This is a genomic window from Streptomyces sp. NPDC107517, assembly GCF_055582645.1.
In genome coordinates, this window is the sequence record NZ_JBVJPM010000012.1 from 1 (window position 1) to 15,838 (window position 15,838).

Below are 15,838 nucleotides of genomic sequence, written 5' to 3' on the forward strand. Positions count from 1 at the left end.
GCTTCTCCACCGCGCGCGCGGAGCCGGCGTGTGTGGCCTCTTCGATCCGGCGCTGCAGGTCCGCGAGCTTTCCCGCGGTCGTGTGGATGTCGATGGCGCTGGACACGGTGGGCTCTTCCGGAACGGACATCGGGATGCGGCTCCCTGGCTGCTCAATGGGGACGTGAGGATGGGGCGGGGCGATGTGGCGCGGCGGTGCGGTGGGGCGGTGACGCGGGGGCCGGGGCCCGGCCCCCGAGCTACTGGCTCGTAGCGTAGTGGCGTGGATACCGTTCGGCAGTGCGGCGTTTACCACACCTAGGGTGGGTTGCATGACGCCCCGAAATGCTTCAGACGATCCCTCCGATGCGAACGACGGTCAGCAGTGGTCGGACCTGGACCGGCCGCCGTTGAACGCCTCTGCCCTGCGGCGCGCCCTGGTGCGTGGCGGGCTCTGGTCCTCCGTCGATGTTGTGCCCGCCACCGGGTCCACCAACTCCGATCTCGTTGCCCTCGCCCTGGCCGGCAAGGCCGAGGAAGGGGCCGTCCTCGTCGCCGAGTCGCAGAGCGCCGGGCGCGGGCGGCTCGACCGGCAGTGGACCGCTCCTGCTCGGTCCGGGCTCTTCTTCTCCGTCTTCCTGAAGCCCGGCGCCGATGTGCCCGTGGAGCGGTGGGGGTGGCTGCCGCTGCTCACCGGGGTGGCCGTCGCGACGGGGCTCGCGCGGGCCGCCGGGGTCGACACCGCCCTCAAGTGGCCCAACGACCTGCTGGTGAATGTCGGCGACGAGGAGCGCAAGGCCGGGGGCATCCTCGCCGAGCGGGCCGGGGACGGTGTGGTCGTCGGGATCGGGCTCAACGTTTCGCTGCGCGCCGACGAGCTGCCTGTGCCGGGGGCCGGGTCGCTTGCCCTGGCCGGGGCCGTTTCCACCGACCGTGACCCGTTGCTGCGGGCCGTTCTCCGGTCGCTGGAGGAGCGGTTCGTGCAGTGGCGCGCCGCGGGTGGGGACCCTGCCGTGTCGCGGCTCCAGGAGACCTATGCGGCGGGGTGCGCGACGCTCGGGCGCACTGTGCGGGCCGAGCTTCCCGGGGGGCAGGAGCTTGTGGGCGAGGCGGTTGCCGTCGACGGGGACGGGCGGCTGGTCATCGCCTCTGAGGACGGGGTGCAGCAGCCTGTGGGGGCGGGGGACATCGTTCATCTGCGGGCGGGGGGCTGACGGGGCTCATTTGGTGCGGGCCGCGTTTCGGGCGTCGGCCCGGTGGGGGGCTCGGCTTCTTTGGCGGGTGCCGGCTCGGTGCGGGCTGCCGCGTTTCGGGTGCGGGTTCGGTGTGGGCGGCCTTCGTTGTCGGGTGCGGGCTCGGTGCGGGCGCGTCAGGTGCGTTTTTGGGTGCGGGGCCGCGGGGGCATGTACGTGCTCGCTGTTCTATCGGTGCACGTCAGCCAGTTGATTGCCGGTACGTGGCGCTGGTGGCTCCGCGCGCACATGTCCCCACGTCCCCTCCCGTCTCGTACGCGCCTGGCCGTCCGGTGGGGGTTCGCTGTCTGCGGCCCTGTCTCGTATGCGGCTGGCCGTCCGGTGGGCTTCGCCGTCTCCGGCGCTGTCTCGTACGCGGCTGACCGCCGGTGAGGCGTGTCCTTTCGGTTTGTACTTGGGTGGGGGTCGGGACTCGTGTGTGCTGGGGGAGTGAGCTGCGGCACACCTGCCGTAAAGTTGAGGCCGGTCGATACATGACCGTGGCAGATCGGAAGGGCAGCAGGCGTGACCGTCGACGACTCGGGCTCCGGCGCGGGCACCCCATCCGACATCGAGTCTGTCGAGGACGGTGCCGGCGGTGAGGATCCGCTTGCCCTCCGGCTCGAGGGGCTCATTCTTGGTGCGGAGCGGCGGTATACGCCGTTTCAGGCCGCCCGCAGCGCCGGTGTTTCCATGGAGCTCGCCTCCCGGTTCTGGCGGGCCATGGGTTTTGCCGATATCGGGCAGGCCAAGGCGCTGACCGAGGCCGATGTGCTCGCCCTGCGGCGGCTTGCCGGTCTTGTCGAGGCCGGGCTGCTCAGCGAGGCCATGGCCGTGCAGGTCGCCCGCTCGACCGGACAGACCACCGCCCGGCTCGCCGAGTGGCAGATCGATTCCTTTCTGGAGGGGCTCACTGAGCCTCCCGAGCCCGGGATGACCCGCACCGAAGTCACGTATCCCCTGATGGAACTGCTCCTGCCTGAGCTGGAGGAGTTCCTCGTCTATGTGTGGCGGCGGCAGTTGGCCGCGGCCACGGGGCGTGTGGTGCAGGCCGCCGATGACGAGGAGATGGTGGACCGGCGGCTTGCCGTCGGGTTTGCCGACCTCGTCGGCTTCACGCGGCTCACTCGGCGTATGGAGGAGGAGGAGCTCGGGGAGCTCGTCGAGGCCTTCGAGACCACTGCCGCCGATCTTGTCGCCGCCAATGGCGGGCGGTTGATCAAGACCCTGGGCGATGAGGTGCTGTACGCCGCCGATGACTCGGGAGTCGCGGCCGAGATCGCTCTTCGGCTCATCGAGACCATGGCCAATGACGAGACCATGCCCGAGGTGCGGGTGGGGATGGCCTTCGGGACCGTTACGACCCGGATGGGCGATGTCTTCGGGACGACCGTGAATCTGGCGAGTCGGCTCACCTCGATAGCTCCTCGGGATGCCGTGCTGGTCGACGGCGCGTTCGCCGAGGAGCTTCAGCGGGCCGGTGAGGCCCCCGTCTCCGAGGCCGAGGCCGCCGCTCTTGCCGAGAAGGAGGGCGAGGACGCGCCCTCGTACCGCTTCGCTCTGCAGCCCATGTGGCAGCGGCCCGTGCGTGGTCTCGGCGTCGTCGAGCCCTGGCTTCTGACGCGGCGGCCGCTCTAGGATTCTGCCGTTGTTAACTGTCGTTAACCGGGAGGGTCTGTGAGCGAGCGGTTCGGAGAGTTCGTCGAGGTGCGGCGGCACGGTTTTGTGGCCGAGCTTGTCCTCGACCGGCCCAAGGCCATGAACGCCGTGTCCAGCGCCATGGCGGTGAGCGTGGGAGAGGCCTGCGCCTCTCTGGCGGGTGACGGCGGCGCTCGGGTCGTTGTTCTTTCTTCGTCCGCCGCGCGCGCCTTTTGTGTGGGGGCCGATCTGAAGGAGCGGAATTCCTTTTCCGACGCCGAACTTCTTCGGCAGAGGCCTTTGACCCGGGGGGCCTACGGGGGCGTTCTCGAGCTTCCTGTGCCCGTCATCGCCGCCGTGCACGGGTTCGCCCTCGGTGGCGGGTTCGAGCTTGCTCTCGCCTGCGATCTCATCGTGGCCGACGAGACCGCCGTCGTGGGGCTGCCCGAGGTGTCTGTGGGGGTCATTCCCGGCGGGGGCGGTACGCAGCTGCTGCCCCGGCGGGTGGGGGCCGCGAGAGCTGCTGAGCTGATCTTTTCCGCGCGGCGTGTCGAGGCCCAGGAGGCCCTGGAAATCGGGCTTGTCGACCAGGTCGTGGGGGCGGGTGACGATCGTGACGCCGCCCTTGAGCTGGCGGGGCGCATTGCCGCCCATTCGCCCGTGGGGCTCCGTGCCGCCAAGCGCGCTCTGCGGGTGGGGTACGGGCTCGACCTGCGGGCCGGCCTCGAGGTCGAGGATGCCGCCTGGCGGTCCGTGGCCTTCTCCGGTGATCGGGCCGAAGGTGTCGCCGCCTTCAATGAGAAGCGGGCGCCCCAGTGGCCCGGTGAATGACTATTCCCGGCCTCGTATGGGTCCTGAATGTATCGATTTGGGCTTTTCTTTCCTAATCTTGGGCCATGGGAGACGAAGTCCGGTTGCGGGCCGTGGTCGCGATGGCGCAGGGGATGGCCGCGGCGCAGTCTCCGCGTGAGTCCTGGCGGGCCGCCGCCCTCGGCGCCTGCCGCGCCCTGGCCGGCACCTTCGCGGCGCTTTCCGTGTGGGAGCGGGAGCGCGGGCGGCTGCGCGTCCTCGTGAACGTGGGGGAGCGCGCCGAGGGCGAGGCCGAGTTCCCCGAGGACGAGGCCTATCCCGTGCACCAGTTCCCCGAGATCACCGAGTTTCTGCACGAGCAGTGGGTGGGCGGGGGCGCTCCGCGCGCCTGGGTCGAGACCGCCGCCGGGACCGTGGAGGGCGGCGGCTACTGCCATCAGCGCGTCTCCGCCCTGCGTCGGCGGGCGCGGTTGCTGCGTCGTCGCGCCGATCGTGCTCCACGGGCGCGCCTGGGGCGAGTTGTACGTCGCCCGGCCCGAGGGAGTCGAGGTCTTCGGCGCGCAGGATGCCGCCTTCGCCACCGTGCTCGCCGCTGTCGCCGCCGCGGGCATCGCTCAGACCGAGCGGCTCGAGGAGGCTCGGCGGCTTGCCTTCACCGACGCCCTCACCGGGCTCGCGAACCGGCGTGCCGTCGACATGCGCCTCGATGAGGCCATCGAGGCGCATCGCGTCGGGGGTGATGTCGTTTCTCTTGTCGTGTGTGATCTGAACGGGCTCAAGCGCGTCAACGACTCGTTGGGGCATGCGGTCGGGGACCGGTTGCTGGAGCGGTTCGGGTCCGTTCTCTCGTTGTGCGGCGCGAAGTTGCCGGGGACCCTGGCCGCGCGGCTGGGGGGCGACGAGTTCTGTCTGGTGGCGGTGGGGCCCGACGCCGATGACGTGGTGCGGGCGGGCGATGAACTGTGTCTGCGCGCCTCCGAGTTGGAGCTGGGTGACGGAGTTGCCTGTGGGATCGCCTCCACCGGTGACCCGATCGGCGAGGTGCTCAGCGCGCGGCGGCTCTTCCGGCTGGCCGATGCCGCCCAGTACCGGGCCAAGGCGCTGCGGGCGGTGAAACCCGTTGTCGCCGGGAGGGCCGGTCCCGACGATCCCGTCGTGCGTCTGGCCGACTCGCCTCCGCCTGCCGTCGCCGACGGTGAGCGGCGCCGGCTCCGGGGGCGGGACGTGGGGGCGTAAGGGGTCCTTCCCGAACTCGGTCGTGACATTGGACTCTTCACCTCGTACGCTCCTGAATATGGATATGCGCACTGTGGTGGTGGGGACGTCCGGTGTCAGCGCGGCAGATGTCGTCGCCGTGGCGCGGGCGGATGCCCGGATCGAGCTCTCCGAAGAGGCGGTGGCCGCGCTTGCCTCGGCCCGCGCGGTCGTGGACGCGCTGGCCGCGAAGCCCGAGCCCGTCTACGGGGTCTCCACCGGGTTCGGCGCCCTCGCCACTCGGCACATCAGCCAGGACCTGCGGGCTCAGTTGCAGCGGAACATCGTCCGCTCGCACGCCGCGGGAATGGGCCCGCGCGTCGAGCGGGAGGTCGTACGGGCGCTGATGTTCCTGCGCCTGAAGACCGTCTGCTCCGGGCACACCGGTGTGCGGCCCGAGGTCGCGCAGGCCATGGCCGACGTGCTCAACGCCAAGATCACGCCCGTCGTGCACGAGTACGGGTCCCTCGGGTGCTCCGGCGACCTCGCGCCGCTCAGCCACTGCGCCCTGACGCTGATGGGCGAAGGCGACGCCGAAGGGCCCGACGGCGTCGTGGCACCCGCCGGTGAACTGCTCGCCGCCCACGGCATCGCGCCCGTCGAACTGCGGGAGAAGGAAGGGCTCGCCCTTCTGAACGGCACCGACGGCATGCTCGGCATGCTCGTCATGGCGCTCGCCGACCTCGAGAACCTGTACAAGTCCGCTGACATCACTGCCGCCTTGTCGCTCGAAGCGCTCCTCGGCACCGAGAAGGTCCTCGCCCCCGAGCTGCACGCCATCCGGCCGCACCCCGGGCAGGGCGCCAGCGCCGCCAACATGCTCGCCGTGCTGAAGGGTTCGGAGCTCACCGGGCACCACCAGGACGACGCGCCGCGCGTGCAGGACGCGTACTCCGTGCGCTGCGCCCCGCAGGTCGCCGGCGCCGGGCGGGACACCATGGCCCACGCGCGGCTCGTCGCCGAGCGCGAGCTGGCGTCCGCCGTGGACAACCCCGTCGTGCTGCCTGGGGGTACCTCCCAGGCTTTCGGCCCTGGGGGAGGGCGTGTGGAGTCCAACGGCAACTTCCATGGCGCGCCCGTGGCTTACGTGCTCGACTTCCTCGCCATCGCGGCCGCCGACCTCGGGTCCATCGCCGAGCGGCGCACCGACCGCCTGCTCGACAAGAACCGGTCCCACGGGTTGCCGCCGTTCCTCGCCGACGACGCGGGCGTCGACTCCGGCCTGATGATCGCCCAGTACACGCAGGCCGCCCTGGTCAGCGAGATGAAGCGGCTCGCCGTGCCCGCCTCCGCGGACTCCATCCCGTCCTCCGCCATGCAGGAGGACCATGTGTCCATGGGCTGGTCGGCCGCCCGCAAACTGCGCACCGCGATCGACAACCTGACGCGGATCGTCGCCGTCGAGCTGTACGCGGCCACGCGCGGCATCGAGCTGCGGGAGGGCCTCACGCCCGCCCCCGCCTCGCGCGCCGTGATCGATGCCGTACGGGCCGCGGGAGTTCAGGGTCCCGGCCCCGACCGGTTCCTCGCGCCCGACCTCGCGGCCGCCGACGCCTTCGTGCGCGGCGGGCACCTCGTTGCCGCCGTGGAGCCCGTCACGGGGCCGCTGGCCTAGGGGCTTTCGGAATCACGAGCGGGCCGCACCCTCGGGTGCGGCCCGGCTCTCTTGTGCTCAGAAGGCCGCGGCGCGGCTCTTTCTGGCCGAGTACGTCAGGAAGCCGGCGCCGATCCCGAGGAACGCCGATCCGCCGATCACGTACGGCGTCGTATCGACCGTTCCCGTGTCGGCCAGGCGCAGTTGGCCCTCGGCCTGTGTGTGTACCGCTGTCGCGGCCTGCTGCTGATCTGCCTCCGCTGTCTTCTCGGGCGTCGCGGTGGCGGACGGAACGAACCACAGAGCAGCCAGGAGTGTCCCGGCGGCAGTGGCGGTGAGCAGCGATCGTCGTGCGGCGGACACGGAATCGATCCCCCTTGTGGAGCTGGCGAATTGGCCGTGTGAGGCGATGTTAGTGAAAGGTGCGGGTCACACGAAAGTCGCGGGTGGGGTGAGGCATACGCTCCGTCGTATGAGCACCCCTGAGACATCACGATTTGTTCGGCTCCGCGTGGAATTGGTCCTGGAGATCGAGGACACCGCCGCCCTCACCGGGGCCGCGTTGCAGCGCATCGCCGAGGACGATGACATGCCGGCCGAAGAGCGCGCCCATGCCGAGGCCGCCGTCAACGACGACGAGGCGGAGGCACTCGCGTATCTGGTCGACCCGTTCGACCTGGTCAGTGAGGTGCCCGGGGCGGACCTCGTGCAGGCCTCCTGGTCCAGCGAGCAGGTCGACTACGATCCCGATTCGCCCGATTGGGACCTCGACGTGGATGATGACGAGTCCGGCGACGCTCTCGACGCGGACGACTAGGTCCTTTCGTTCAGGTCCTTTCGTTCGGATCGGGCTGGGCCGGAGAGCGAGGGCATGAGGGTCCCCCTGTTCGAGCGAAGCCGGGGACCTGGGGGAGTGTGCAGCAAGGCGGGAGATCGAGGCGACGCGACGGGGGTCTTTCCCCGCTCGAGCGAAGCCGGGAGTTCGGGGGATTCGGTGACTGACAGCAGCGCGGCAGACACGCGCCCCGGACCCCGCGAGCCCGGCCTGATCCGGACGGAAGACCTCAGGGCGGGGTTCGGGGCCGGGTGGGGAGCGCACGACTCGGGAACCTCGGTGGCGGCAACCGCCGGCCGTGGTTTCCCCGTCCCACAGGGGTACCCGGGGGGTTCTGCTACCACGGGTGCATGCCTGGTCACGGCGTTTTGGACGTGGCATCCCCCACATCGGGGGCGGATTTGGAACGGGACGAACCGGTCATGGCGTTACATGGGCCATTGGGGATTCCCGCTCGACGGGGATCAGGGCCGCAGGGCCTTCGGGGTTGTTGGGAAATCGGCGACGATGGAGATGCGTGTGATGACGGACAGTAAGCGGCGCAAGGGTCTGATGGCCGCGTCCGCTCTGGTCGGAGGAGTGCTGGTGCTCTCCGCGTGCAGCGGAGGCGGCAGCGAGGCCCGCGGAGCGGACGGCGGCGGCACGAAGTCGCAGGCCGCCGTCGACGAGGCGGCTGCCAAGAAGACCTCGGAGGCGCAGATCAAGATCGCGCCGAAGAACGGCTCCGACAACGCCAGCATCAACAACGCCGCCGCCGTCACCGTGAGCAAGGGTTCGCTCACGAACGTGAAGATGACGACCGCCGACGGCGCTGCGGTCCAGGGGCAGATATCCGCTGACAAGAAGAGCTGGAAGCCCGCGGGCCAGCTCCAGCGCGCCACTGTCTACAAGATCGCCGCCGAGGCCAAGGACTCCAGCGGCCGCGCGGCCCACGAGAACGCCTCGTTCACGACGGTCTCGCAGGCCAACAGCTTCATCGGCAACTTCACGCCCGAGGACGGTTCCACCGTCGGCGTCGGCATGCCGGTCTCGATCAACTTCGACAAGGCGATCACGAACAAGGCCGATGTCCAGAAGGGCATCACCGTCTCCTCCAGCAGCGGCCAGGAGGTCGTCGGCCACTGGTTCGGCAACCAGCGCCTCGACCTGCGCCCCCAGGACTACTGGACCGGCGGCTCCACGGTCACGCTGAAGCTGAACCTGGACGGCGTCGAGGGCGCGAACGGCGTCTACGGCGTGCAGCAGAAGACGGTCACCTTCAAGGTCGGCCGCAACCAGGTCTCGACCGTCGACGCGGAGACCAAGACCATGACGGTCACGCGGGACGGCAAGGTCGTCAAGACCATCCCGATCTCGGCCGGTTCGCCGGAGAACAAGACGTACCAGGGCCAGATGGTGATCTCCGAGAAGTTCAAGGAGACCCGCATGGACGGTTCGACGGTCGGCTTCAAGGATGACGACGGCAAGGGCGAGTACGACATCAAGGACGTGCCGCACGCGATGCGTCTGTCGAGCTCCGGCACGTTCATCCACGGCAACTACTGGGGCGCCAAGTCGATCTTCGGCAGCGCCAACACGAGCCACGGCTGCGTCGGCCTGGCCGACGCCAAGGGTGCCGATGACCCGAACACGCCGGGTTCCTGGTTCTACGACAACTCCATGGTCGGTGACGTCGTCGTCGTGAAGAACACGGGCGACAAGACGATCCAGCCCGACAACGGCCTCAACGGCTGGAACATGGACTGGGCGCAGTGGACGGCCGGTTCGGCCGCCTGACGGTCCACGGTCCGGCAAGTCCTCGCGGAAGGCCCGCACCCCGGCGACGGGGTGCGGGCCTTCGGCCTTTCCCAGAGTTCTCATGGGTCTCTTATCCCGGGCTTATCCGAACATCACGGTGTGTCCCTAGCTTCACGGCATGTTCTTCACCTACCTGAGGCGCGAACTGCGCCGCCGCAGAAAGGCGGCCCTCGTCGTCGCCTCCGGGCTCGCGCTCGGCATCGCGCTGGTCATCGTGGTCAACTCCGTGTCCTCCGGCATGAACCAGGCCCAGGACAAGGTCCTCCAGTCCCTGTACGGCCTCGGCACCGACATGACCGTCACCAAGGCCGCCGAGGCGCCCAAGAGCGGGGAGAGCGGGCGGCCGCGATTCGAGTTCGGCGCCAAGGACGACGGCGAGGAGCAGAGCAGCGACCGCGTCATGGTGCAGGGCTTCCAGACCCTGGCCTCGTCGACGGTCACCAAGGTCGCCGGGCAGAAGGGCGTCGCCGACTCGGTGGGCGGCCTCAGCCTCCAGGTGATGAAGGTCAGCGGCGAGTTCAAGCGCGGCCAGTTCAAGCAGGACCAGAGCGGCGGCACCACCCGCCAGAGCGGTCCGGGCGGCTCCGGCGGCCAGCCGCAGGGCCGGGTCGAGGGCGGCGGCGCCTCCTTCGACGTCAACTCCTACAGCGTGTACGGCACCGACGTGGCCAAGCAGGGTCTCGGCCCTCTCACCTCCTCCAAGGTCACCAAGGGCCGTACGTTCAAGACGTCCGAGACCGACGCCAAGGTCGCCGTGGCCGACACGTCGTACGCCAAGGAGAAGAAGCTCGCCCTCGGCGGCACCGTCAAGATCAAGGGCGTCAAGTACAAGATCATCGGCATCGCGACGCCCGACAGCGGTGACGCGGCCGCCAATCTCTACGTGCCGCTGAAGCAGGCGCAGACCCTCGCCGACGCCAAGAACAAGATCACTACGGTCTATGTGAAGGCGACGGACTCGCAGCAGATCTCCGCGGTCAAGGCCACCATCCAGAAGAACATCTCCGGTACGACGGTGACCACTTCGGCCGATCTCGCCGACACCGTCTCCGGCTCCCTGTCCACCGCATCCGACCTCGCCGCGAACGTCGGCAAGTGGCTCTCCATCGCCGTGCTCGTCGCCGCGTTCCTGGTCGCGGGGCTGCTCACCTCGTCGGCGGTCTCCCGCCGCGTACGGGAGTTCGGCACGCTCAAGGCGCTCGGCTGGAAGTCCGGACGGGTCACCCGCCAGGTCGTCGGCGAGGCCGTCGTCAACGGGCTCGTCGGCGGCGTCCTCGGCATAGCCGTCGGCCTCGCGGGCGCCTACGCGGTCACCGCGATCAGCCCCACCCTCACCGCCGAACTCGGCTCCGGCGCGGGCGGGGGCGCCAGGGGCGGCGGCATGGGCATGGGCGGCCCCGGCATGCGCCAGAGCGCCGGCAAGACCCTCGACATCGCCCTCAGTGCTCCGGTCAGCGCCACCACCATCACGCTCGCCGTCGGCCTCGCCGTCGCCGGAGGGCTGATCGCCGGCGCCTTCGGCGGCTGGCGCGCCTCCCGCCTCCGCCCGGCCGACGCCCTGCGCCGCGTCGAGTAGCCGCACCGCGCGGCCTCCCGAACACCTCTACGTACCGCAGGAGTTGCACCATGTATCAGCTGAGAGGCGTCACCAAGCAGTACCGGCGCGGCAAGGACACCGTCGACGCGCTCGCCGGGGTGGACCTGACCATCGGCGACGGCGACCGGCTCGTCATCCAGGGCCCCACCGGCGGCGGCAAGTCCACCCTCCTCCAGATGCTCGGCGGGCTGGACCGGCCGACCGCGGGCAGCATCGAGCTCGACGGCGTCGACCTGGCGAAGCTCCCGGAGGCGCGGCTCACCAAGTTCCGTGCCGAGTCCATCGGGTTCGTCTTCCAGAGCTTCAACCTGATCCCGACGCTCAACGCCCAGGAGAACGTCGAGACGGCCCTCGTGCCGCTCGGCCTCAAGGCCGCCGACCGCCGCGAACGCGCCGCGCAGGCCCTGAACTCGGTCGGACTCGGCGAACGGCTCGGCCATCTGCCCGGGGAGATGTCCGGCGGCCAGCAGCAGCGCGTCGCCATCGCCCGCGCCCTCGTCAAGAACCCCAAGGTCCTGCTCGCCGACGAGCCCACCGGCAACCTCGACGAGTCCATGCGCGACGAGATCATGGACGTGCTCGAGACCATGTGGAAGGAGCACGGGCTGACCTTCATCATGGTCACCCACGACTCGTCGATCGCCCGCAGGGCGCCCCGGCTCGCCACCATCCGCAAGGGCCGGATCACCATCACGGAAAACTCAAAAGCTGTCTGATTTCCATCGCTTCGGTGCACAACCGGTGACCCCCCTGCATCATCTCTCTGCAGGGGGGTCCGCTCGGGTCTCCCACCGGTGAACTACCGTCACCAGGGGGAAAGTTGCACAGACAGGCACGAATAACCTCGAAGAGACTGCGCGCCACGACCGTGGCCGCCGCAGCGGCCGTCGTCCTCACCGCGGGTCTGACCACCCCGGCCGTGGCCGCCGCCCCCGCGGCGCAGTCCGGCGAGACGGCGAAGGCCTCGCCCGGCCGGCACATCACGCTCATCACCGGCGACCGCGTCACCCTCGACGCGAAGGGGAAGCCGGTCGGCTATCGGCACGCCAAGGGCCGTGAGCACATCCCCGCGCAGACGCGCACCGTCGCCGGCCACACCCTCGTGGTGCCGGCCGACGCACAGCGGCTGGTCGCGAGCGGCAAGCTCGACCAGCGGCTCTTCGACGTCACCGAGCTCTCCAAGTCGGCCAACCGCAAGGCGCAGAAACACGGCCTCAAGGTGATCGTCGGCTACAAGGGCACCGCGACCGCCGCCCGGGCCGACGTGCGCGACGCCGGTGACACCACGGTCCGCAGGACCCTCAAGTCGCTGAACGCGGACGCCGTCACCACGCCCGAGCCGGACGCCACCCGTCTCTGGGAGGCCCTCACGACCTCCCGGGGCTCCGCCGCCTCCGGCGTCAGCCGCATCTGGCTCGACGGAGTGCGCAAGGCCAGCCTCGACAAGTCGGTCCCGCAGATCGGCGCCCCCAAGGCGTGGGCGGCCGGCTACGACGGCAAGGGCGTCAAGATCGCCGTCCTGGACACGGGCGTCGACGCGACCCACCCCGACCTCAAGGGCCAGGTCGTCGGCGAGAAGAACTTCTCCACCTCCGCCGACGCCGTGGACCGCTACGGCCATGGCACGCACGTCGCGTCCATCGCCGCCGGTACGGGAGCCAAGTCGGGCGGCAAGTTCAAGGGCGTCGCCCCCGGAGCGAAGCTGCTCAACGGCAAGGTGCTCAGCGACGACGGTTACGGCGACGACTCCGGCATCCTCGCCGGCATGGAGTGGGCGGCCGACCAGGGCGCCGACGTCGTCAACCTCAGCCTCGGCGGTGGCGACGCCCCCGGGATCGACCCGCTCGAGGCCGAGGTCGACAAGCTGTCGGCGGAGAAGGGCATCCTGTTCGCCATCGCGGCGGGCAACGAGGGCGAGTTCGGCGACTCGACCGTCGGCTCCCCCGGCAGCGCGGACGCCGCCCTGACCGTCGGCGCGGTCGACGGCAACGACAAGCTCGCCGACTTCTCCAGCCGCGGCCCGCGCGTCGGCGACGGCGCCGTCAAGCCGGACGTCACCGCCCCCGGCGTCGACATCACGGCCGCCGCCGCCCCGGGCAGCGTCATCGACAGGGAAGTCGGCGAGAACCCCGCCGGCTACCTCACGATCTCCGGTACGTCGATGGCGACCCCGCACGTCGCGGGCGCCGCCGCGATCCTCAAGCAGGAGCACCCGGACTGGAAGTCCGCCGAGCTCAAGGGCGTTCTCACCGGCTCCACCAAGGGCGGCAAGTACACGCCGTTCGAGCAGGGTTCGGGCCGCATCCAGGTCGACAGGGCCATCGAGCAGACCGTGTTCGCCGAGCCCGTCTCGGTGAGCTTCGGCGTCGCGCAATGGCCGCACACCGACGATGCCGCGATCACCAAGAAGGTGACGTACAGGAACACCGGCGACAAGGACGTCACCCTCGCTCTGACGGCCACCGGCACCAACCCGAAGGGGCAGGCCGCCCCGGCCGGCTTCTTCCAGCTCGGTGCGACGAAGGTGACCGTCCCCGCGGGCGGCACCGCCTCCGTGGACCTGACCGCGAACACGAAGCTCGGCGGCACGGTCGACGGCGCGTACTCCGCGTACGTCGTGGCGACGGGCGGCGGCCAGTCCGTGCGCACCGCGGCCGCCGTGCAGCGCGAGGTCGAGTCGTACGACGTGACGCTCAAGCACATCGGGCGCGACGGCAAGGACGCCCAGGGCTACGAGACGTCCCTGGCGGGCATCGGCACGGACGCGTACTTCAACGCCTACGACCCGAACTCGGGCACCGTCACGGTCCGTGTCCCCAAGGGCAGTTACATCCTGAACGAGTACCTGGTGGCCGACCCCGAGGACTTCTCCAAGGGCGCCGACTGGCTGGTGCAGCCGAAGCTGGACGTCACCAGGAACACGACGGTCACGCTCGACGCCCGCACCACCAAGCCCGTGTCCGTGACCGTCCCCGACACCGCCGCCCAGGGCGTCCTGGCCGCGCCGGAGTTCACGGTCGACACCGCCGACTCCTCGTCCAGCTACGGCTGGCTCCTGGACTCGTACACCAACTTCCGCACCGCCGGCATCGGCCCGGAGCCGACCGGCGTCAAGCTCCAGCAGCAGTGGACCGGTGTGTGGACGAAGGGCGCCGACACCGAGTACGACACCGTCTCCGGCGGCGCCGTCAAGAAGCTCGCCACCGGCTACACCAAGCACTACACGGCGAACGACCTGGCCACGGTGAAGGTCGGCCTCGGCGGAGCGGCCAGGGACAAGACCGGCTCCATCGGCGCGAGCGGCATGCTGCCCCTCAGCTCCGGCGGCTGGTCCGTCGCCGTCGACCAGAAGCTCCCCGGCACCCGCACCCTGCACCTGTCCACCGGCGACAAGGTGAAGTGGGGCCTGGCGTTCACGCAGAACGGCCCCGAGGACAGCGACGGCTTCCCGACTGAGGAGGCCTCCTACACGCTGGGCACGCCCCAGTCGTTCCAGGGCGGCAAGGCGTACGAGAAGACGTTCAACACCGGCGTCTTCGGTCCCCGCATCGGCGGTGACTACGGCGTCTTCCGCGACGGCAACGAGATCTACGGGAACCTGCCGATGTACGCCGACGGCAAGACCCACGCCGGCTACTCGCAGTACCTCTCGGTGAAGACCACCCTCTACAAGGGCAGCACCAAGGTCGGCGAGAACGACGACCCGCTGGTCGGCGAGAAGCCCTTCAAGGTCACCTCCGGCGACGCCGAGTACAAGCTGTCGACGTCCATCAAGCGCAGCGTCAAGGTCGCCGCGGCCTCCACCCGCGTCGACGCCAGCTGGACGTTCCGCTCGAAGAAGCCGGCCTCCTCCGCCGAGGCGGCCAGGCTGCCGCTGTCCACGGCCCGCTTCGACGCGGCCGTCGGCCTCGACAGCACCGCCCCCGCCGAAAGGACCCAGTCGGTCCCCGTCACCGTCCAGGGCGCGGCCGCGGGCAGCAACCTCAAGTCGCTGTCCGTGTACGTCTCCTACGACTACGGCCAGACGTGGAAGAAGCTGGACGTCAAGAACGGCAAGGTCACCGTGAAGAACCCGGCCAAGGGCAAGGCCGTCTCCTTCCACGCCAAGATCGCCGACAAGAAGGGCAACAAGGCGACGATCTCGGTCTACAACGCGTACTACGGCAAGTAGCCGCGGTCGCGTGGCGTAGGCGCGCTACGCCCGCCGGCGTAGTGACGGGCACGGCCCGTTACGCCCAGCGCTGACAGCCCGGGCGGCCCGCCCCGACCTCATGGCCGGGGCGGGCCACCCGTGTTTTGCTGACTGCCATGACGACGCAGACAGTCGAGTACATCCGCTACCGGATCCCCGAGGACCGGTCCGCAGAGTTCCTCGCGGCCTACACGCGCGCCGCCGTCCGGCTCGCCGCCGCGCCCCAGTGCGTCGACTACGAACTGGCGCGCTGCGAAGAGGACTTCGAGCACTTCATCCTCCGCATCACCTGGACCTCGACCGAGGACCACGTCGAGGGCTTCCGCAAGTCCGAGCTCTTCCAGGACTTCCTCGCGGAGATCAGGCCGTACGTCGGGAACATCGACGAGATGCGCCACTACACGCCCACGTCGGTGCGCGGCACCGGCGCGTCCGTCCCGAGCCTGTACGACTGGGCCGGCGGCGCCGAGGCCTTCGCGCGGCTCACCGACGTCTTCTACGCCAAGGTCCTCAAGGACGACCTCCTCGGCCCCCTCTTCGCGGACCTCCCGCCCGAGCACGCCGGGCACGTCGCGCTGTGGATCGGTGAGGTGTTCGGCGGCCCCGCCGCCTACTCCGAACAGCAGGGCGGCCACAGCCACATGGTCGCCAAGCACGTCGGCAAACACATCACGGAGCCGCAGCGCCGCCGCTGGGTCAACCTGATGCACGACGCGGCGGACGAGGCGGGCCTGCCGGCCGACGCCGAGTTCCGCTCCGCGTTCAGCGCCTACATCGAGTGGGGCACCCGGCTCGCCGTGTACTTCTCGGGCCCCGACGCGACCCGGCCCGCCGAGCAGCCCGTACCGCTGTGGAACTGGGGGGCCGCGCCGCCGTATCAGCCGTAGGGCCTTGCGATACGGGCGCGGCC

At 70.1% G+C, this 15,838-nt stretch carries 11 protein-coding genes and 1 pseudogene; 11 read left to right on the forward strand and 1 reads right to left on the reverse strand.

All coding sequences use genetic code 11. The features are described from left to right. The first annotated feature begins 311 nt into the window (after window positions 1-311). The 5 genes and pseudogenes from ACZ67T_RS25870 to hutH all read left to right on the forward strand — a co-directional run bounded on the left by ACZ67T_RS25870 (window position 312) and on the right by hutH (window position 6,528). Complete coding sequence (locus ACZ67T_RS25870; protein WP_469987300.1) at window positions 312-1,193, forward strand: biotin--[acetyl-CoA-carboxylase] ligase; 882 nt, start codon at window positions 312-314, stop codon at window positions 1,191-1,193. A gap of 543 nt (window positions 1,194-1,736) precedes the next feature. After that, complete coding sequence (locus tag ACZ67T_RS25875) at window positions 1,737-2,849, forward strand: adenylate/guanylate cyclase domain-containing protein (RefSeq protein WP_469987302.1); 1,113 nt, start codon at window positions 1,737-1,739, stop codon at window positions 2,847-2,849. 39 nt (window positions 2,850-2,888) lie between these two features. Beyond that, window positions 2,889-3,680 (forward strand): enoyl-CoA hydratase/isomerase family protein, encoded by a 792-nt coding sequence (locus ACZ67T_RS25880; RefSeq protein WP_469987304.1) that lies wholly within the window; start codon window positions 2,889-2,891, stop codon window positions 3,678-3,680. A gap of 65 nt (window positions 3,681-3,745) precedes the next feature. After that, window positions 3,746-4,895 (forward strand): annotated as a pseudogene (locus ACZ67T_RS25885) (GGDEF domain-containing protein). Window positions 4,896-4,959: 64 nt separating this feature from the next. Next, the gene (gene hutH, locus ACZ67T_RS25890) at window positions 4,960-6,528 is read left to right on the forward strand and encodes a histidine ammonia-lyase (RefSeq protein ID WP_469987598.1); all 1,569 of its coding nucleotides are present in this window, start codon (window positions 4,960-4,962) and stop codon (window positions 6,526-6,528) included. Window positions 6,529-6,585: 57 nt separating this feature from the next. Here the strand turns inward: hutH and ACZ67T_RS25895 are convergent, their stop codons facing one another. Then, entirely contained in the window at window positions 6,586-6,870 is a 285-nt protein-coding gene (locus ACZ67T_RS25895) for a hypothetical protein (RefSeq protein WP_469987305.1), read from the reverse strand. Window positions 6,871-6,979: 109 nt separating this feature from the next. On the opposite strand from ACZ67T_RS25895, the gene ACZ67T_RS25900 reads away from it, so the two are divergent. From ACZ67T_RS25900 to ACZ67T_RS25925, 6 genes are all read left to right on the forward strand, one after another. Further along, a complete protein-coding gene (locus ACZ67T_RS25900; protein WP_469987307.1) occupies window positions 6,980-7,324 on the forward strand; it encodes a hypothetical protein in 345 nt (114 codons plus the stop codon). A 525-nt stretch (window positions 7,325-7,849) separates the two neighbouring features. After that, window positions 7,850-9,118 carry a L,D-transpeptidase gene (locus tag ACZ67T_RS25905; RefSeq protein ID WP_469987309.1) on the forward strand — a complete coding sequence of 423 codons (1,269 nt, stop codon included), beginning with the start codon at window positions 7,850-7,852 and terminating at the stop codon, window positions 9,116-9,118. A 139-nt stretch (window positions 9,119-9,257) separates the two neighbouring features. Beyond that, window positions 9,258-10,715 carry an ABC transporter permease gene (locus tag ACZ67T_RS25910; protein WP_469987311.1) on the forward strand — a complete coding sequence of 486 codons (1,458 nt, stop codon included), beginning with the start codon at window positions 9,258-9,260 and terminating at the stop codon, window positions 10,713-10,715. 50 nt (window positions 10,716-10,765) lie between these two features. Continuing rightward, complete coding sequence (locus ACZ67T_RS25915; RefSeq protein WP_356289540.1) at window positions 10,766-11,452, forward strand: ABC transporter ATP-binding protein; 687 nt, start codon at window positions 10,766-10,768, stop codon at window positions 11,450-11,452. Window positions 11,453-11,604: 152 nt separating this feature from the next. Further along, complete coding sequence (locus ACZ67T_RS25920; RefSeq protein WP_469987313.1) at window positions 11,605-14,907, forward strand: S8 family serine peptidase; 3,303 nt, start codon at window positions 11,605-11,607, stop codon at window positions 14,905-14,907. Between the two features lie 137 nt (window positions 14,908-15,044). Beyond that, on the forward strand, window positions 15,045-15,815 hold the full coding sequence (locus ACZ67T_RS25925; protein ID WP_469987315.1) for a globin domain-containing protein: 771 nt from the start codon (window positions 15,045-15,047) through the stop codon (window positions 15,813-15,815). Window positions 15,816-15,838 lie beyond the last annotated feature (23 nt).